Source organism: Nonomuraea sp. NPDC049625 (assembly GCF_040675285.1).
GTDB classification, from domain to species: domain Bacteria; phylum Actinomycetota; class Actinomycetes; order Streptosporangiales; family Streptosporangiaceae; genus Nonomuraea; species Nonomuraea angiospora_A.
Genome location: NZ_JBFAOQ010000005.1, coordinates 484,201 through 499,150 on the forward strand (window position 1 = coordinate 484,201; position 14,950 = coordinate 499,150).

11 protein-coding genes are annotated in these 14,950 nt (G+C 72.2%); 6 read left to right on the forward strand and 5 right to left on the reverse strand.

The window, feature by feature from the left end; genetic code table 11:
* Nucleotides 1-636: 636 nt before the first annotated feature.
* Nucleotides 637-2,916: an ATP-binding domain-containing protein gene (locus AB0J87_RS24770; protein WP_363968684.1), complete on the reverse strand. Its 2,280-nt coding sequence runs from the start codon at nucleotides 2,914-2,916 to the stop codon at nucleotides 637-639.
* Between the two features lie 327 nt (nucleotides 2,917-3,243).
* Here AB0J87_RS24770 and AB0J87_RS24775 point away from each other — a divergent pair, with 327 nt between their 5' ends.
* The 6 genes from AB0J87_RS24775 to AB0J87_RS24800 are packed head-to-tail and all read left to right on the forward strand — an operon-like array spanning nucleotide 3,244 to nucleotide 9,884.
* On the forward strand, nucleotides 3,244-4,440 hold the full coding sequence (locus AB0J87_RS24775) for an ROK family transcriptional regulator (protein ID WP_363968686.1): 1,197 nt from the start codon (nucleotides 3,244-3,246) through the stop codon (nucleotides 4,438-4,440).
* Between the two features lie 25 nt (nucleotides 4,441-4,465).
* Complete coding sequence (locus AB0J87_RS24780) at nucleotides 4,466-5,812, forward strand: ABC transporter substrate-binding protein (protein WP_350734605.1); 1,347 nt, start codon at nucleotides 4,466-4,468, stop codon at nucleotides 5,810-5,812.
* Nucleotide 5,813: 1 nt separating this feature from the next.
* The gene (locus AB0J87_RS24785; RefSeq protein ID WP_350734607.1) at nucleotides 5,814-6,743 is read left to right on the forward strand and encodes a sugar ABC transporter permease; all 930 of its coding nucleotides are present in this window, start codon (nucleotides 5,814-5,816) and stop codon (nucleotides 6,741-6,743) included.
* Nucleotides 6,740-7,642, forward strand: coding sequence for a carbohydrate ABC transporter permease (locus AB0J87_RS24790; RefSeq protein ID WP_355198914.1), 903 nt, complete (start codon nucleotides 6,740-6,742; stop codon nucleotides 7,640-7,642). Before AB0J87_RS24785 ends, AB0J87_RS24790 begins: the two co-directional genes overlap by 4 nt.
* Entirely contained in the window at nucleotides 7,639-8,898 is a 1,260-nt protein-coding gene (locus AB0J87_RS24795) for a 6-phospho-beta-glucosidase (RefSeq protein ID WP_363968688.1), read from the forward strand. The genes AB0J87_RS24790 and AB0J87_RS24795 overlap by 4 nt, the downstream gene beginning before the upstream one ends.
* Nucleotides 8,898-9,884, forward strand: coding sequence for a BadF/BadG/BcrA/BcrD ATPase family protein (locus AB0J87_RS24800; protein WP_363968689.1), 987 nt, complete (start codon nucleotides 8,898-8,900; stop codon nucleotides 9,882-9,884). The genes AB0J87_RS24795 and AB0J87_RS24800 overlap by 1 nt, the downstream gene beginning before the upstream one ends.
* A gap of 48 nt (nucleotides 9,885-9,932) precedes the next feature.
* Here the strand turns inward: AB0J87_RS24800 and AB0J87_RS24805 are convergent, their stop codons facing one another.
* The 4 genes from AB0J87_RS24805 to AB0J87_RS24820 form a co-directional block, all read right to left on the reverse strand.
* Nucleotides 9,933-10,403, reverse strand: a complete 471-nt coding sequence (locus tag AB0J87_RS24805) for an Lrp/AsnC family transcriptional regulator (protein WP_350734614.1) — start codon at nucleotides 10,401-10,403, stop codon at nucleotides 9,933-9,935.
* Nucleotides 10,404-10,427: 24 nt separating this feature from the next.
* Nucleotides 10,428-11,021: an ATP/GTP-binding protein gene (locus tag AB0J87_RS24810; RefSeq protein WP_350734616.1), complete on the reverse strand. Its 594-nt coding sequence runs from the start codon at nucleotides 11,019-11,021 to the stop codon at nucleotides 10,428-10,430.
* A 273-nt stretch (nucleotides 11,022-11,294) separates the two neighbouring features.
* On the reverse strand, nucleotides 11,295-12,146 hold the full coding sequence (locus AB0J87_RS24815) for a terpene synthase family protein (protein WP_363968691.1): 852 nt from the start codon (nucleotides 12,144-12,146) through the stop codon (nucleotides 11,295-11,297).
* 110 nt (nucleotides 12,147-12,256) lie between these two features.
* Entirely contained in the window at nucleotides 12,257-14,878 is a 2,622-nt protein-coding gene (locus AB0J87_RS24820; RefSeq protein WP_363968693.1) for a CHAT domain-containing protein, read from the reverse strand.
* Between the last annotated feature and the right edge of the window lie 72 nt (nucleotides 14,879-14,950).

Consider the following 14,950-nt stretch of genomic DNA (forward strand, 5'->3'; position numbering starts at 1 on the left):
CTGCGTCGGCGAGCGTCGCGTCCGCGAGGGCTGCGTCCGTGAGGGCCGCGTCCGGGGCGTCGGCGCGAGCCGGCTCACGCCCGGGGGTGGGCGGTAGGCTCGTTCTCTCCTGAACCACTCCGGGGTCTCCTCCGCCGAATCGCACGCCTGCTTGCGAAAACGCTACCGCCCCACAGGGGCGGTCGAAGCCAGCGCAGCACCGGAAGATCGAAAGAATCGGCGTTTCACGCCGGGAGGCGGCAGGGTGATCCCGCGACCTACGGGACCACCCGGCGCACATGTCGGTCCTGCGCACGAGAGCGGGAAGAGGGCCCGGAAACCCTTCGGACCGGACCCGTCTCGTCGGCGGCGAGCTCGGAATTCCGTTGTCTACTGGGCTCCCGGACCCGTCCCGGGTCCAACCCCCCGCCCGGTTGGGGTGCCCCGACTCGACGGACCGACGGCCCTGCACCTGGCTGTGTGGACGGAGTCACACTCCGTCACGGACGCAGGATCCGACGATGTCAGAGACGGCCAACCGGCCAAGTCCCGTGCTGGACTGCGCAGCAAACTACCGACTCCACCTCAGATGTCAACCGTGTCCCGATCAGCAGAAACATCAAGTTTTCGCAGGTAGGACATGGGGGCGTAAGCCGGTCAAAGGTCATTAGCGGACGCCTGGGAGCGGCTCGGCAAGCCCCTCAGAGCCTGCGACAGCGGCCGCTCGTGCACCACTCCGAGCCTTTGCGTGGCGCGGGTGAGAGCAACATACAGGTCGCTCGGACCCCGTGGCGACTGGGCGGCGATGAGGTCGGGCTCGGCCACGATCACCGAGTCGAACTCCAGCCCCTTCGCGTCCGCCACCCCCATCACGGCCACCGGCGCGTCGAGGGCCGCCGCCGCCCCGGCCCGCCCCACGCCCGTCGCCACCGCCCCGGCCGGGTCCGTGCCGGACCGCGCCGCCGCGCGTCCCGCCCCGGATCCTGGGTTCCCGGCGCGGCCCGGGCCGGGCGTCACCACCACCGCGCCCGTCACCGTGGCGGCCACCTCCGCCCCCAGCGACTCCAGCAGCGCGTCCGGCACCACCACGGCGACCTTGCCACCCTCCCCCACCTCGGCCTTGACCAGCTCCGCCAGCGCCGGCAGCGGCGCCGACCACGGCTCCACGCCGAGCTCGCGCACGGACGTGGGCGCTTGAAGGGCGGGGTCGATGGTGGCCAGCACCCGGGCGGCCACCGCCATCAGCTCCACCGGCGTGCGGTAGTTGACGGTGAGCCTCTCCTGGCGCCACCGCCCGGCCACGTACGGGTCGAGGACCTCCTCCCACGACCGCGCCCCGGCCGCCGACCCGGTCTGCGCGATGTCCCCGACGATCGTCATCGACCGCGTCGGGCACCGCCGCATGACCGCCCGCCACGCCATGTGCGACAGCTCCTGCGCCTCGTCCACGATCACGTGCCCGTAGGCCCAGGTGCGGTCGGCCGCCGCGCGCTCGGCGGTGGTGAGGTAGGGGCCCTGACCGCGCTGGCGCTCGGCCAGGCGCTCGGCCTCCATGACGTCGGACAGCCCGGTCAGCTCCAGGACCTCGCGCGCGTAGGCGAGCTCGGCCTCGCGCTCGCTCTCCTCGGCCTGCCTGGCGGCGGCCAGCTCCTCCTCGGCCTGCATCGCGCTGGCCCGCAGCACCTGCTCGTCGATCTCGCCGAGCAGCTCGGCGGCCTCGTCCAGCAGCGGGACGTCCGACTCGGTCCACTCCCCGCCGTCGCGCCGCAGCAGTGCGCGTTCCTGCGGGCTCAGCTCGGAGGCGGCGTAGCCGAGGCGCTCCGGGGAGCCGTACAGGCCGAGCAGCAGCCGCTGCGGCGTCAGGTACGGCCACAGCCTGTTGAGCGCGGACTTGACCACCGGCTCGGTACGCAGCTCCTCACGCAGGTCGGCCAGCTCGTCGTCGTCGATGAGCCCCTTGCCGATCTTGCGGGCCTGCTGCCTGGCCAGGGCGTTCAGCAGCGACCGGACGAACACGGCGCGCGCCTGGTTGTGCGGCCGGCGGGAGCGGGTGGCCTTGTTGCGCGCGCCGTCGAGCATGGAACGGTCGATGGTGAGCGTGATGCGCCCGATGGTGAGCTCGACGGGCTTGCGCGGCACCCGCTGCCGGTCGCGTACGGCCTTGGCGATCACCTCGGCCATGCGCGCGTCGCCCTTGAGCGCGGCCACCTCGGGCCGCTCCCTGGCGGTGGCGGTCACGCCCGGGTACAGCTCCCCGACCGTGGACAGCAGCACGTCGGTCTCGCCGAGCGAGGGCAGCACCTGCTCGATGTAGCGCAGGAAGGTGAGGTTGGGCCCGAGGATGAGCACGCCGCGCCGCTCGAGCCGTTCGCGGTGGGTGTAGAGCAGGTACGCGGCGCGGTGCAGCGCGACGACCGTCTTGCCGGTGCCGGGCCCGCCCTGGACGACCAGCACGCCGTTCAGGTCGCTGCGGATGACGCGGTCCTGCTCGCCCTGGATGGTCGCCACGATGTCGCGCATGCGGCCGGTGCGCCGCTCGTCGAGCGCGGCCAGCAGGGCCGCCTCGCCGTTGAGCGTGGCGCGGTCGTCGTCGGTGAGCGAGTCGAGGTCGAGCAGGTCGTCGTCGACGCCGATCACGGCGCGGCCCTTGGTCTGCAGGTGGCGGCGCCTGGTCAGGCCCATGGGAGCGGCCGGGGTGGCACGGTAGAACGGCTGCGCGACCGGCGCGCGCCAGTCGATGAGCAGGCGTACCTGCTCGTCGTCGGTCATGCCGAGCTTGCCGATGTACAGCCGGCCCTCGTCGACATGATCGAGGCGACCGAAAATCAGGCCGCGCTCGACCGCCCAGAGCCGGGCGAGCCTGGAGGCGTACATCTCGGCGAACGTGTCGCGCTCCGACCTGTTCTGCATCGTGCCGACGGCGCCCGTGGCCAGCACCTCCTTGAGCTGCCGCTGGGTACGCTCGCGCAGCTCGTCGAGGCGGTCGTAGAGTCGGGTGACGTATGCCTGCTCCCTGGCGAGCTCTGTTTGACGAGTTGCCGCCTGACCGTTATTGTGGTTAATGAGACACTCCGGGCCATTCTGCTTGTTGTTACGACAAACGACGACATTAGCACGCCTGTTGAGGCACTCCCACTTGCTTTCTCTCTCCGATCTCTTTCCTTGTTACGGCTTGGTTTCACCTGCATCCGGCTCTTGACCCACGGGGCCGGACTCCCTATGTTCCGAGTTAGGAAAGTTTCCTAACTCGCAAGGAGTCCATCCGTGAGCGGTCCGGTACCGGGGACCCCCAGTCTGCTACGTGCCATCAATGATCGCGCCGCCCTGCAGGCACTCCTCGAACGCGGTCCGCTGACCCGCCCCGAGATCGGCACCCTCACCGGGCTGTCCAAGCCGACGGCGTCCCAGCTCCTCGCCCGGCTGCAGGAGGCCGGGCTGGTGGTGCTCGACGGCATCAGGGAGGGCCTGCCGGGGCGTACGGCGGAGGTCTACCGGATCAACCCGGCGGCGGCGTACGTGGCCGCGCTGGACGTCACGCCCGACCGGATCGAGGCCAAGGTGGCCGACATCACCGGCACGATCGTCGGCGAGCACACGCTCCCGACCCCGCGCCGGCCCCCCGGCGAGCTGGTGGACCGCCTGAACGCGGCCCTGGGGGGCGCGAGCCCGCCGGACAAGCTGCGCCGGGTCGTGATCGGCGTGCAGGCCGCGATCGACCCGTCCACGGGCAGGCTGGGGTACGCGGCCGCCAAGGACGTGCCCGGCTGGCAGCTCCCCGACCTGGTGCCGACCCTCAGTGCGGGCCTGGGCGTGCCGGTGGACGTGGAGAACAACGTCAACCTGGTCGCGGTGGCCGAGCAGGCGCACGGGGCGGCCCAGGGCCATCAGGACTTCGTGCTGCTGTGGGCCGACGAGGGCATCGGCTCGGCCATCGTGCTGGGCGGCCGGATACACCGGGGCGCCACGGGCGGCGCGGGCGAGGTGGGCTACATGCCGACCCCGGGCGCGCCGACGGCCCGCGAGGCGGGGCGCTACGCCAACCACGGCTACCAGGCGCTCACCGGCGGCCCGGCGGTGCTGAAGCTGCTGCGCTCGTACGGCGTGCGCGGCGGCGACTTCCCGCACGCGGTCGCCAACGCCGTGCGGGCGGCCGAGGGGAAGGGCCAGAAGGCCGACGACGCCAGGGCGGGGCTGCGCGACATCGCCGCCCGGCTGGCCGTGGGCCTGGCCGCGATCACGTCCGTCGTGGACCCCGGGCTGATCGTGCTGACCGGCGGCGTCGTGCTGTCGGGCGGCGAGACCCTGCGCGAGCTGGTCGAACACGAGCTGCACGCGCTCACCATCCCGCAGCCCCGGGTCCGGCTGTCGAGCGTCGAGGGCAACCCCGTCCTCGCCGGCGCCCTCGATCTGGCTCTTGCCACCGTACGCGAAGAGGTTTTCAGCTCAACCGTTCCGACATGATCCACCATGGCAGGAGGCACCCCCCGTGCGCTTCGTCCCTCTGTCGGTCGCCGCGGCTCTCGCGCTGACCGCCTGCACTCTGAGCGGGTGCACCGCGAACAAACAGGCAGGGCCGTCGCTCGGCGCCCAGCCCAAACCTTCGGGCTCGGCCTCGCAGGCGCTCCCGGCGGCCACGCTGGAGCTGTGGCACGGGTTCAACACGGACGCCGAGGTCAAGGCGTTCGAGGAGGCCATCGCGGGCTTCAACAAGAAATTCCCGCAGATCACCGTCAAGGCCGTCAAGAACGTGCAGGACGACCAGATCACCCAGGCCATCCGGGGCGGGAACGCGCCCGACGTGGCGGCCTCGTTCACCACCGACACCGTGGCCCAATGGTGCAAGTCGGGAGCGTTCCAGGATCTCACCCCGGTGATCAAGCAGGACGGGATCGACCTGTCGGTGCTGCCCGAGGTGGCGCGCTCGTACTCGGGCTTCGAGGGCAAGCAGTGCACGCTGCCGCTGCTGGCGGACGCGTACGGGCTCTACTACAACAAGGCGCTGATGAAGGGCAGCCAGCCGCCCAAGACGCTGAGCGAGCTGACCGCGCTGGCCAAGAAGCTCACCGTGCGCGACGCCGACGGCACGATCAAGGTGGCCGGGTTCATCCCGAGTGTCCAGTACTACGAGAACAGCCCCACCCACCTGGCCCCCATGGTGGGCGCCAAGTGGTACAACGACGACGGCACCTCGGCCATCGGCTCCGACCCGGCCTGGAAGCGGCTGCTGACCTGGCAGAAGGAGCTCGTCGACTGGTACGGCTACGCCAACCTGGAGAAGTTCCGCAAGAGCCTGGGCGACGAGTGGAGCGCCAAGCACCCGTTCTACCAGGGCAAGGTGGCCATGGTCCTGGACGGCGAGTGGCGTAACGCCATGATCGCCAACGAGGCGAAGGACCTCGACTACGGCACCGCTCCCCTGCCCGTCGCCGACGACCGGCCCGACCTGTACGGCAGCGGGTTCACCGCGGGCACCGTGATCGGCGTGCCGAAGGGCGCCAAGCATCCGCAGCAGGCGTGGGAGCTGGTCAAGCACCTCACCACGGACACCGCCTCGCTGGTGACGCTGTCGAACGCGCTGCGCAACGTGCCGACGACGAAGGCATCGATGGAGTCACCCGAGCTGGCCAAGGACGCCAATTTCACGACGTTCCTGAACATCTTCGCCCACCCGAAGACCTCGACCATCCCCGCCAGCGTGAACAGCGTCTTCAACCAGGAGGTCATGGGCACGTTCGTGACCAAGTGGGAGAAGGGCGGCGTACCCGATCTGGACGCCGGGCTGAAAGGCGTGGACAAGCAGATCGACGACAAGCTGAAGCTGTCCGGGGGCTGAGGTGGCCGCGCTCGCTGACGTGTGGCGGCGCCGCGAGGGCCTGCGGGCCCTCGTGTGGCTGTCGCCGTGGATCGCCGGGGTGTCGATCTTCTTCGTCTACCCGTTGCTGTCCACGGTGTACTTCTCCTTCCACCGCTACGACATGTACACCCTCGAGTTCGCCGGCCTGGACAACTACCGCTACCTGTTCGAGGACCCCAGGGTGCTGACCTCGGCGAAGAACACGCTGTGGCTGGTGCTCATCATGGTGCCGGCGACCGTGCTGTGCTCGCTGGCGCTGGCGCAGCTCGTGGTGCGGCTCAAGGCCGGCGTCGGGCTGTTCCGCACGATCTTCTACCTGCCGTCGCTGGTGCCGCTGGCGGCCGGCACGATCACGTTCGTCTTCCTGATGAACCCGGCGACCGGGCCGTGGAACCAGTTCCTGGCGCTGTTCGGCGTGCGGGGGCCCGACTGGTTCGGCGATCCGGCCTGGTCGAAGCCGAGCCTGACGCTGCTGTCGCTGTGGAGCTGCGGCCAGCTCGTCGTGATCTTCATGGCGGCGCTGCTGGACGTGCCCCGGCACCTGTACGAGGCCGCGGCCATCGACGGGGCGGGAGCGTGGCGGCAGTTCCGCAGCGTGACGCTGCCCGCGATCGCGCCCGTGCTGATGTTCTCCCTGGTCACGAACGTCATCTACGCCCTGCAGTACTTCACGCAGGCGATGATCGCCTCGCGGGTGGCCTCGGGCGAGACGGACTCGCCGGGCAGCTCGTTCTCGCCCGGCTATCCGGACGAATCGCTGCTGACGCTGCCGCAGTGGCTGTTCCAGGTCGGCTTCCGCGACTACTCCATGGGGTACGCGTGCGTGCTCGCGCTGCTCCTGTTCGCCACCTCGATGATCTTCACGCTGATCCTGCTGCGGCAGTTCCGCAAGGCCGAGGAGGCGTCATGAGTGCCACGATCGCCGACCCGGGCACCGCGCCCCGTCCGGTGGCCGCGCACGCCCGGCGGGACGGCGTCCGGGCCCGCAGGCGGCGGGTGCTGGTGTGGATCGCCACGCACGCGCTGGCCGTCGCGCTGGCGCTGATGTTCCTGGCGCCGGTGGTGTTCATCGCGCTGACCGCGCTGATGACCGACCAGCAGGCGCTGACCAGCGACCTGTGGCCGCACAGCTGGAACTGGGACAACTTCGCCGTGGTGTTCGAGAAGTCGATGCTGCTGCGGTGGGCGGCCAACACGCTCATGTACGCGGTGCTCGGGACGGTGTTCACGGTGGTGTCGTCGGTGCCGGTGGCGTACGCGCTGGCCAAGTTCCGCTTTCGCGGGCGGCGGCTGGCGTTCCTGCTGGTGATCACCGCGATGATGCTGCCGCCGCAGGTCATCGCGGTGCCGATCTACCTGGTGTGGGCGCGGCTGGGGCTGACGGACAGCCTGTGGCCGCTGATCCTGCCGATGCTGCTCGGGGACGCGTTCTCGATCTTCCTGCTGCGGCAGTTCCTGGTCACGATCCCGCGCGACTACACCGACGCGGCCAAGGTGGACGGCTGCTCCGACTTCACGACCCTCGTCAGGGTGGTCCTGCCGATGGCCCGCCCGGCCATCGCGGCGGTCGCCCTGTTCCAGTTCTTCTACTGCTGGAACGACTACTACGGGCCGCTGCTGTACGCCGGCGTCGAACAGGACCACCTGACGCTGTCGCTCGGCCTGGCCACGTTCAAGGCGTTCCACAGCGTGCAGTGGAACCTCACCATGGCCGCCACGCTGCTGGTGACCGCACCGGTGATCATCGTGTTCTTCTTCGCCCAGCGAGTGTTCATCGAGGGCGTGACTTTGACGGGAGTGAAGGGTTGAAACTGGCCGTGGTCGGGGGCGGCTCGACATATACGCCTGAGCTGGTCGACGGCTTCGCGCGGTTGCGCGACGAGCTGCCGGTGACGGAGATCGCACTGATAGACCCCGACGCCGCGCGCCTGGAGCTGGTGGCGGGCGTGTCGCGGCGGATGCTGGCGCACGCGGGGCACCCGGCGCGCGTGCTGGCCACCTCCTCGGTGGAGGAGGGGGTCGCGGGGGCGCAGGTGGTGCTGTTCCAGCTCAGGGTGGGCGGGCAGGCGGCTCGGGAGGTGGACGAGACGCTGCCGCTGCGCTGCGGGTGCGTGGGGCAGGAGACGACGGGCGCGGGCGGGCTGGCCAAGGCGCTGCGCACGGTGCCGGTCGTGCTGGAGATCGCCTCGGTGGTACGCGCGCTGGCGCCGCAGGCGTGGATCGTGGACTTCACGAACCCCGTCGGCATCGTCACCCGGGCCCTCCTGGACGCCGGGCACCGGGCGATCGGGCTGTGCAACGTGGCGATCGGCTTCCAGCGCGGCTTCGCCGGGTGGCTGGGGGTGGAGCCCTCGCGGGTCTCGCTCGGCCACGTGGGGCTGAACCACCTGACCTGGGAGCGGTCCGTCCACCTGGACGGCGAGGACGTCCTGCCGGCCATCCTGCGCTCGCACGGGCAGGAGATCGCCGACAGCCTCGGGCTGCGGCCGGAGCTGCTGGAGCGGCTGCGCTCGGTCCCCTCCTACTACCTGCGCTACTTCTACGCGCACGACGCCGTGGTGCGCGAGCAGCGCGCCAAGCCGTCGCGGGCGGCCGAGGTGGCGGCGCTGGAGCGGCGGCTGCTGGAGATGTACGCCGACCCGGCCGTGGTGACCAAGCCGGAGCTGCTGTCGGAGCGCGGCGGGGCGTTCTACTCGGAGGCGGCGGTGGCGCTGATCGCCTCGCTGCTCGGGGACCGGGGGGACACTCAGGTGGTGAACGTCCGGAACGGCGGCACGCTGCCGTTCCTCGACGACGCGGCGGTGATCGAGGTGCCCGCGGCCGTCGGGGCCCGGGGCGCGGTGCCGCTGCCGGTGCCGCCGGTCGAGCCGCTGTACGCCGGGCTGATCGCGCACGTCTCCGCGTACGAGCGCCTGGCCCTGGACGCGGCGCTGCACGGCGGCGCGGACCGGGTGCGGGACGCCCTGCTCGCCCATCCGCTGGTCGGGCAGGACGAGATCGCCGAGGAGCTGACGGGCCTGCTCCTCGAGGCGAACCGCGCGCATCTGCCGTGGGCGGTGGGCTAGTGGGGCGCCCGCGGCTCGTGCTGGCGGTGGACGGCGGCAACAGCAAGACCGACGTGGCGGTGATCTCCGAGCACGGCGAGGTGCTCGCCACGGGCCGCTCGGGGCCGTTCGCGCCGCAGCGCGACGGGGTGGCGGCGGCGGTGGGCGTGGTCCGGGACGCGCTCGCCGCCCTGGGGCCTGAGGGCGGGCCTGAGGGCGGGTTCGACCACGTGTCGGCCTGCCTGGCGGGGGCGGACCTGCCGGTCGAGGAGGAGGCGCTGGCGCGGGAGTTCGCGGCCAGGGGGTTCGGCCGGGACGTGGCGGTGCGCAACGACACGTTCGCGCTCCTGCGGGCCGGGGCGTCGGCCGCGTGGGGGGTGGCGGTGGTGTGCGGGGCCGGCATCAACGCGGTCGGCGTCTCCCCCGCGGGCGCGGTGGCCCGCTTCCCCGCTCTCGGGCGGATCAGCGGCGACTGGGGCGGCGGCCAGGGCCTGGCGGAGGAGGCGCTGTGGCACGCGGTCCGCGCCGAGGACGGGCGCGGCCTGCCGACCGCGCTGACCGGGCTGATCACGTCCTACTTCGGCACGGCGACGGTCGAGGAGCTCGTGCTGGAGGTGCACTTCGGCCGGCTGAGCGAGGAACGCCTGCACGAGCTGTCGCCGGGCGTGCTCGCGGCGGCCGGGGACGGGGACGCGGTGGCCAGGTCGCTGGTGGAGCGGCAGGCGGAGGAGGTGACGGTGATGGCGGAGGTGTGCCTGCGCCGCCTCGGCCTGCTGGAGACGCCGACCGAGGTGGTGCTGGGCGGGGGCCTGCTGACGGCCCGGGATCCGCTGCTGACGTCGCTGCTGGACTCCTCCTTCGCGGTACGGACGCCGCGGGCGAAGCCGGTGCTGGCCGACGTGCCCCCGATCGTGGGCGCGGGGCTGCTCGGCCTTGAGCACCTCGGGGCGGCGGAGAGCGCCAAGGCCCGCCTGCGCGCCCGCTACGAGCCGCCTGGCCGGGGCTGAGCGCTCAAGGGTGGTTGAGCACCCTGGCGGCCGCTCCGGGGCGGGTGGTCAGGCGTCCGGGCCGGCGGGGAGCTCGCCGGCCACCTCGGGGGCCCGATGCTCGTACGGGGTGCTCAGCACGACCGTGGTGCGGGTCGAGACGTTGGCCGAGGCGCGGATCTGCTGCAGCAGGTCCTCCAGCGCCGTCGGCGAGCCCACCCGGACCTTGAGGATGTAGCTCTCGTCGCCCGCCACGCTGTGGCACGCCTCGATGGCCGTCAGGTGGGCCAGCCGCTCGGGGGCGTCGTCGGGCGCGGCCGGGTCGATCGGCTTGATCGACACGAACGCGGTCAGCGGCAGCCCGACCGCCTCATGGTCGATGATCGCGGCGTATCCGCGCACGACCCCGCGCTTTTCCAGGCGGCGTACGCGCTGGTGCACCGCCGAGACCGAGAGCCCGGTCTCCCTGGCCAGGTCGGTGAAGCTCATGCGGCCGTCGCGGGCGAGCAGCGTGACGATCCGGCGGTCGATCTCCTCCATCGCCAAAAGGTTAGCCGGTCATGGTCACGACATGGTCCCGACGGGCGAGGCCCCCATGCGCATCGCGTGCTCGACGAGCGTGATGAGCACTTCCCGGCCCGAGTCCTTCTTGCGGGCGTCGCAGCGCACGATGGGGATGTCCGGCTCCAGGCCGATCGCCGAGCGCACCTCGCCGACCGTGAACGGCCTCGAGCCCTCGAAGCAGTTGAGCGCCACGATGAACGGCTGCTCGCGCTTCTCGAAGTAGTCGACGGCCGGGAAGCAGTCGTCGAGGCGGCGGGTGTCGGCCAGCACGACGGCGCCGAGGGCGCCCATGGCCAGCTCGTCCCACACGAACCAGAACCGCTCCTGGCCGGGCGTCCCGAACAGGTAGAGCATGTAGTCGTTGGCGATGGTGATGCGGCCGAAATCCATGGCCACGGTGGTGGTGAGCTTCCTCTCGACGCCCGACAGGTCGTCGACGTGGGTCCCTACCTGGGTGAGCGCCTCTTCCGTACGCAATGGCCGGGTTTCGGACACGGCGCCGACCATGGTGGTCTTGCCCGCACCGAAACCACCCGCGATCAGGATCTTGATCGCTGTCGGCAGCCGCCAACGGTCAGAGCGACCGAATTCCATCCAGCACCGCCTGTACCTCTCCCGCGCATGCACAACCCCGCCCCTGAGGTGCCGTGGTCAGTGGTACCTGTCAAGGTGCATTGAGAAGGTCGCTCCACATGCCTGGCATCCAGACACCCTAGCAACGCCACATTTTCCACTCAAGCCGCAATCTTTTACAAGAATCAAAATGTCACGGTTTGTCGCGCGACGCGCCCTTATTCGCGGATCTGACGGTCAAAGTGTCAAGCCAATGTGTCAGGTAATCCGACAAGCACTTTAACGGACCGGTCCTCAGCCCGAAATACCGACGAAACCTGCGTTGAACCCGATCTGTCTGCGCAGGTAGGCGGCGGTGCGGGGGCTGCCGGCCCGTACCGGCTCGATGAGCCCGGCGGCCTCGCGGGCCAGGGCGGCCATCGCCCCGGTGACCTCGGCGCGGCTGACGCCGAGGGCCAGGACGTTCAGGTCGCCCCAGCTCATGTCCCTGCGGTAGGAGGCCAGGTCGCCGAGCAGGTGCAGGTAGCGCTGGACCTGCCTGCTGACCGCCCGCAGGTCGTCCAGATGGGTCCTGGCCCAGTCGTCGGCGGTGTAGATCCAGTGCGAGACGTCCACGAAGCACGAGCCGCGGCTGTCGGCGTTGTCGAGGAAGCGCTCCAGCGTCAGGACGGCCCGCGTGTCCCGCCACACCCACGCCCTGCCCATGCCGGTCAGCGTCTCGGCGAGCTGGTCGCGCCAGATCCACCGCAGGTCGTCGAACTCCTTGACGGTGCCCAGCTCGTCCCGCAGGTCGGCCAGGAACCGGGTCGCCGCCGAGCGGGGCACGGCGCCGTCGGCGACCGACAGGCATTCGCGGATCAGCCGGTCGACCTGCTCGCGGGTGGTGGCGGTGTGGTCCACGAGACGGTCCACGGCCAGGACCCACAGGGCGGCCCGGTTGGCCACCTTCAGGTGCTCGGCGCTGGCCCAGGGGGCGCTGAAGGCCGTGGACAGGGTCAGGGCGGCGTAGAACTCCGCGCCGAAGGCCGCCACGGGGAACAGCCCGCTGTACATCTGGGCGCAGCGCCGCAGGTCCCTGCCGCATTCGGCGGCCAGCGCGCACGTCCTGCCGAGCTCGAACGCCTCGTCCAGCTCGTCGTCCGGCATCCTAGGGCCGCTCGATCAGCTCGCGGATCATGGGCGACCGTCCCCCAAACCCCGATATCCATCTGTTAGGGAATTGTTTCATGATCGCGCGCTTCCCATCAATGGCCCGATCAGCCTGCCCCGATGGCGATGAACGACACGTCGTCGCCCCTGGCCCGGCAGAGCGCCTCGGCCAGGCCGAGGCCACGGCGCAGGCCGTCGTGCAGGCCGAGCATGACGGGCACGGCGGTCTCGTCGTTCACGGGGACGACGCTGGCGACGATCCCGGCGGTGCCGAGGCGGAGCAGGGCGGTGGCCAGGCCCAGCAGCTCGTCGGCGCCGACGGCCGCCATCTGGCCGGAGTCGCAGCTCGACAGGACCAGGTGGTGGGGGGCGCGGCGCAGGCGTTCGAGGTCGTAGCCGGTCAGGGGGCCGTCGTCGAGGTGGAGCGAGGAGAACAGCGGGCTGTCGGCCCTGAACGTGCCGTGCGCGGCCAGGTGGGCGAGCAGGCTGCCGTCGATGGCCGCCAGCACCGCGGGCGCGGTGGACCGCCCCGCCTCGAGGAGGGACACGTCCCAGGGCACGTCCCAGCGCACGTCACGGTCGGCCTGGGCGTACAGGCCGGCGATCTCGCGTACCTCGCGGTCGGCGTGGGCGACACCCGGGCCGCGGACGAGGACGATGCGGCCGCCGTCGGGGCGCGGCGCCGACCTGGCGCGCAGCCACGCCCCGGCGGAGGGGGCGACGGTGAAGGGCCGGCGGCGCAGGGACGGCAGCAGGCCCCAGGGGGTGGTGTGCAGGGTGCTGGGGGGCACCACGACCAGCGGCCCCTCCTCGCCGAGCAGGCCCGCCACCGGGCCGAGCACCGCACGCTCCAGCCGGGCGCCCAGGTCGTGGAGCTCACCCTGGTCGGGGTCGCGTTCGTAGGCCAGGCGGCGCAGCCTGGAGCGGGCGAACTCGACCTCCGCGACGGCCCGCTCCATGGGCCCGGCGGTGTGGCGGCGCACGGTCCCGCCGCCGCAGAGCAGGACGTGCAGCGTGCCGTCCACGGCGACCAGCTCCGCCAGCCGGCCCCCGCCGAGGGCGTCCAGGAGCCGCCCGGTCCGATCGTCGTCGCGGCGCTCGCGCCCGCCGCTCGATTGCCCCTTGGCATGGAGCGTGGCGGAGCGTACGCGGGATTCCAGGCGGCTGCGGTCGCGCTCCAGGGCCGCGGCCGAGGCGGCGCCGTCCTGGCGGGCCTGGGCCAGCAGGTGCTCGGCCTGCCGCAGGGCGGCGAGCCTGGCCAGGAGCTCGCCGTCCTCGGGCGGGCTCACGGCGGGCACGGCGAGCGAGGTGGCCCGCCACCGCTCCGTCCAGGCCAGGAGCCGGCGGGGCCGACCTTCGCGCAGCAGGTGCCGCTGGGCGAGCGTGACCAGCTCCGCGCCCTGGGCGGTGGCCAGCGCGTGCAGCTCGGACGAGCCGAACGTGAGCCGGTGCTCCTCGATGAGCGCCAGACCGGCCCGGCAGGCGTGCAGCAGGCGGCGCGGCTCCCCGGCCGCCTCCGCCCGGAGCGCCTCGGCCAGCCAGCCGCCCGCCCGGGACGTGGCGGGCCCCTTGTGCCGGACGTCGGCGGCCCTGGCGAGGTGCCGCTCGGCCACGCCCGGTTCGCCCAGGGCGAGGGCGATCCGTCCCGCCACCAGGTGGGCCTGCCACACCTCCGGTGACCCCAGCGCGGCCAGCCGCGCGGCGAGCCGCCGGGCCTCGCCCAGCGCGGTCCGCCGCGCCGGGACGTCCGGGGTGGCGTGTTCGGCCTGGAGGACGATCAGGCGGGCGTGCTCGGACCACCACGCGCGGTGCTGGCGGGCGAACAGCCGCCGGGCCTCCCCCGCCCGTTCGCCGGCGGTGGCCGGGTCGCCGCTCTGGAGGGCGGCGCGGGCGGCGATGAGCAGCAGCTCGGCACGCCGGGTCGCCTGGCCGCGCAGCCGGGCCAGCAGCCGCAGCCCTCCGTCCGCATGCTCCAGCGCGTCCCGGGCCAGCCCGGCGGCCAGCAGGACCGCGCACCGGTCGCCGACCAGGTCGAACATCGGCGTGCCGAGTGAGTGGAAGCTCCGCTCCGCCTCGTCCAGCAGGGCGAGCGCCGCGGGCAGATCGCCCGTGCGGAACGCCGCCACCCCCCGGTTCTGCACGGCCACCGCCGAGTCGTGCTCCTGCCGGGTGGGGCCCAGCATGTCCTGCGCCGTGCGGAAGTCCGCGTCTGCGGCCTGGACGGCGCCCAGGGCGAGCTGGACGTGCCCGCGCAGGGTCAGCGCCCGCGCCGCCCACACCGTGTCGCGCGCCGCCAGCAGGGCGGGCACCGCGTCGCGCAGGTCGTCGAGGGCCGGCCCGTGCCGGCCCAGGATCCACCGGGCGCCCGCGCGGCGGAACAGCACCCGCGCCCGCGTCGTGCCGTCCGCACGGGTGGCGGCCTGGTCGAGCGCCGACAGGCCCGCCCGCGTACGTCCTGACTGCAGCAGCGCGATGCCCAGCGTGGCCAGCACGTCGGTCTCGCGGTCGGGCGAGCCGGAGCGCCGCGCCAGGCGCACGGCATGGCGCAGCTCCCCGATGGCCGCCTCGAGGTCGCCGAACTCACGGTGCAGGATCCCGAGCGCCTGCCTGGCGATCGAGGACTCGTACGGGCCCCTCCCGTCGGCCAGCAGCGCCCTGGCTGCCGCCAGGGCCTCCCGGGGTCTCGCGAAGACCATGGCCAGCAGGTCATGCGGATCTTCCCGGGACACGGAACGATCGTAGACCCCTGCTGTATCAGCGGCTCCGGTGATGGCTCCTACATACGTACATCGCAGGGAGGG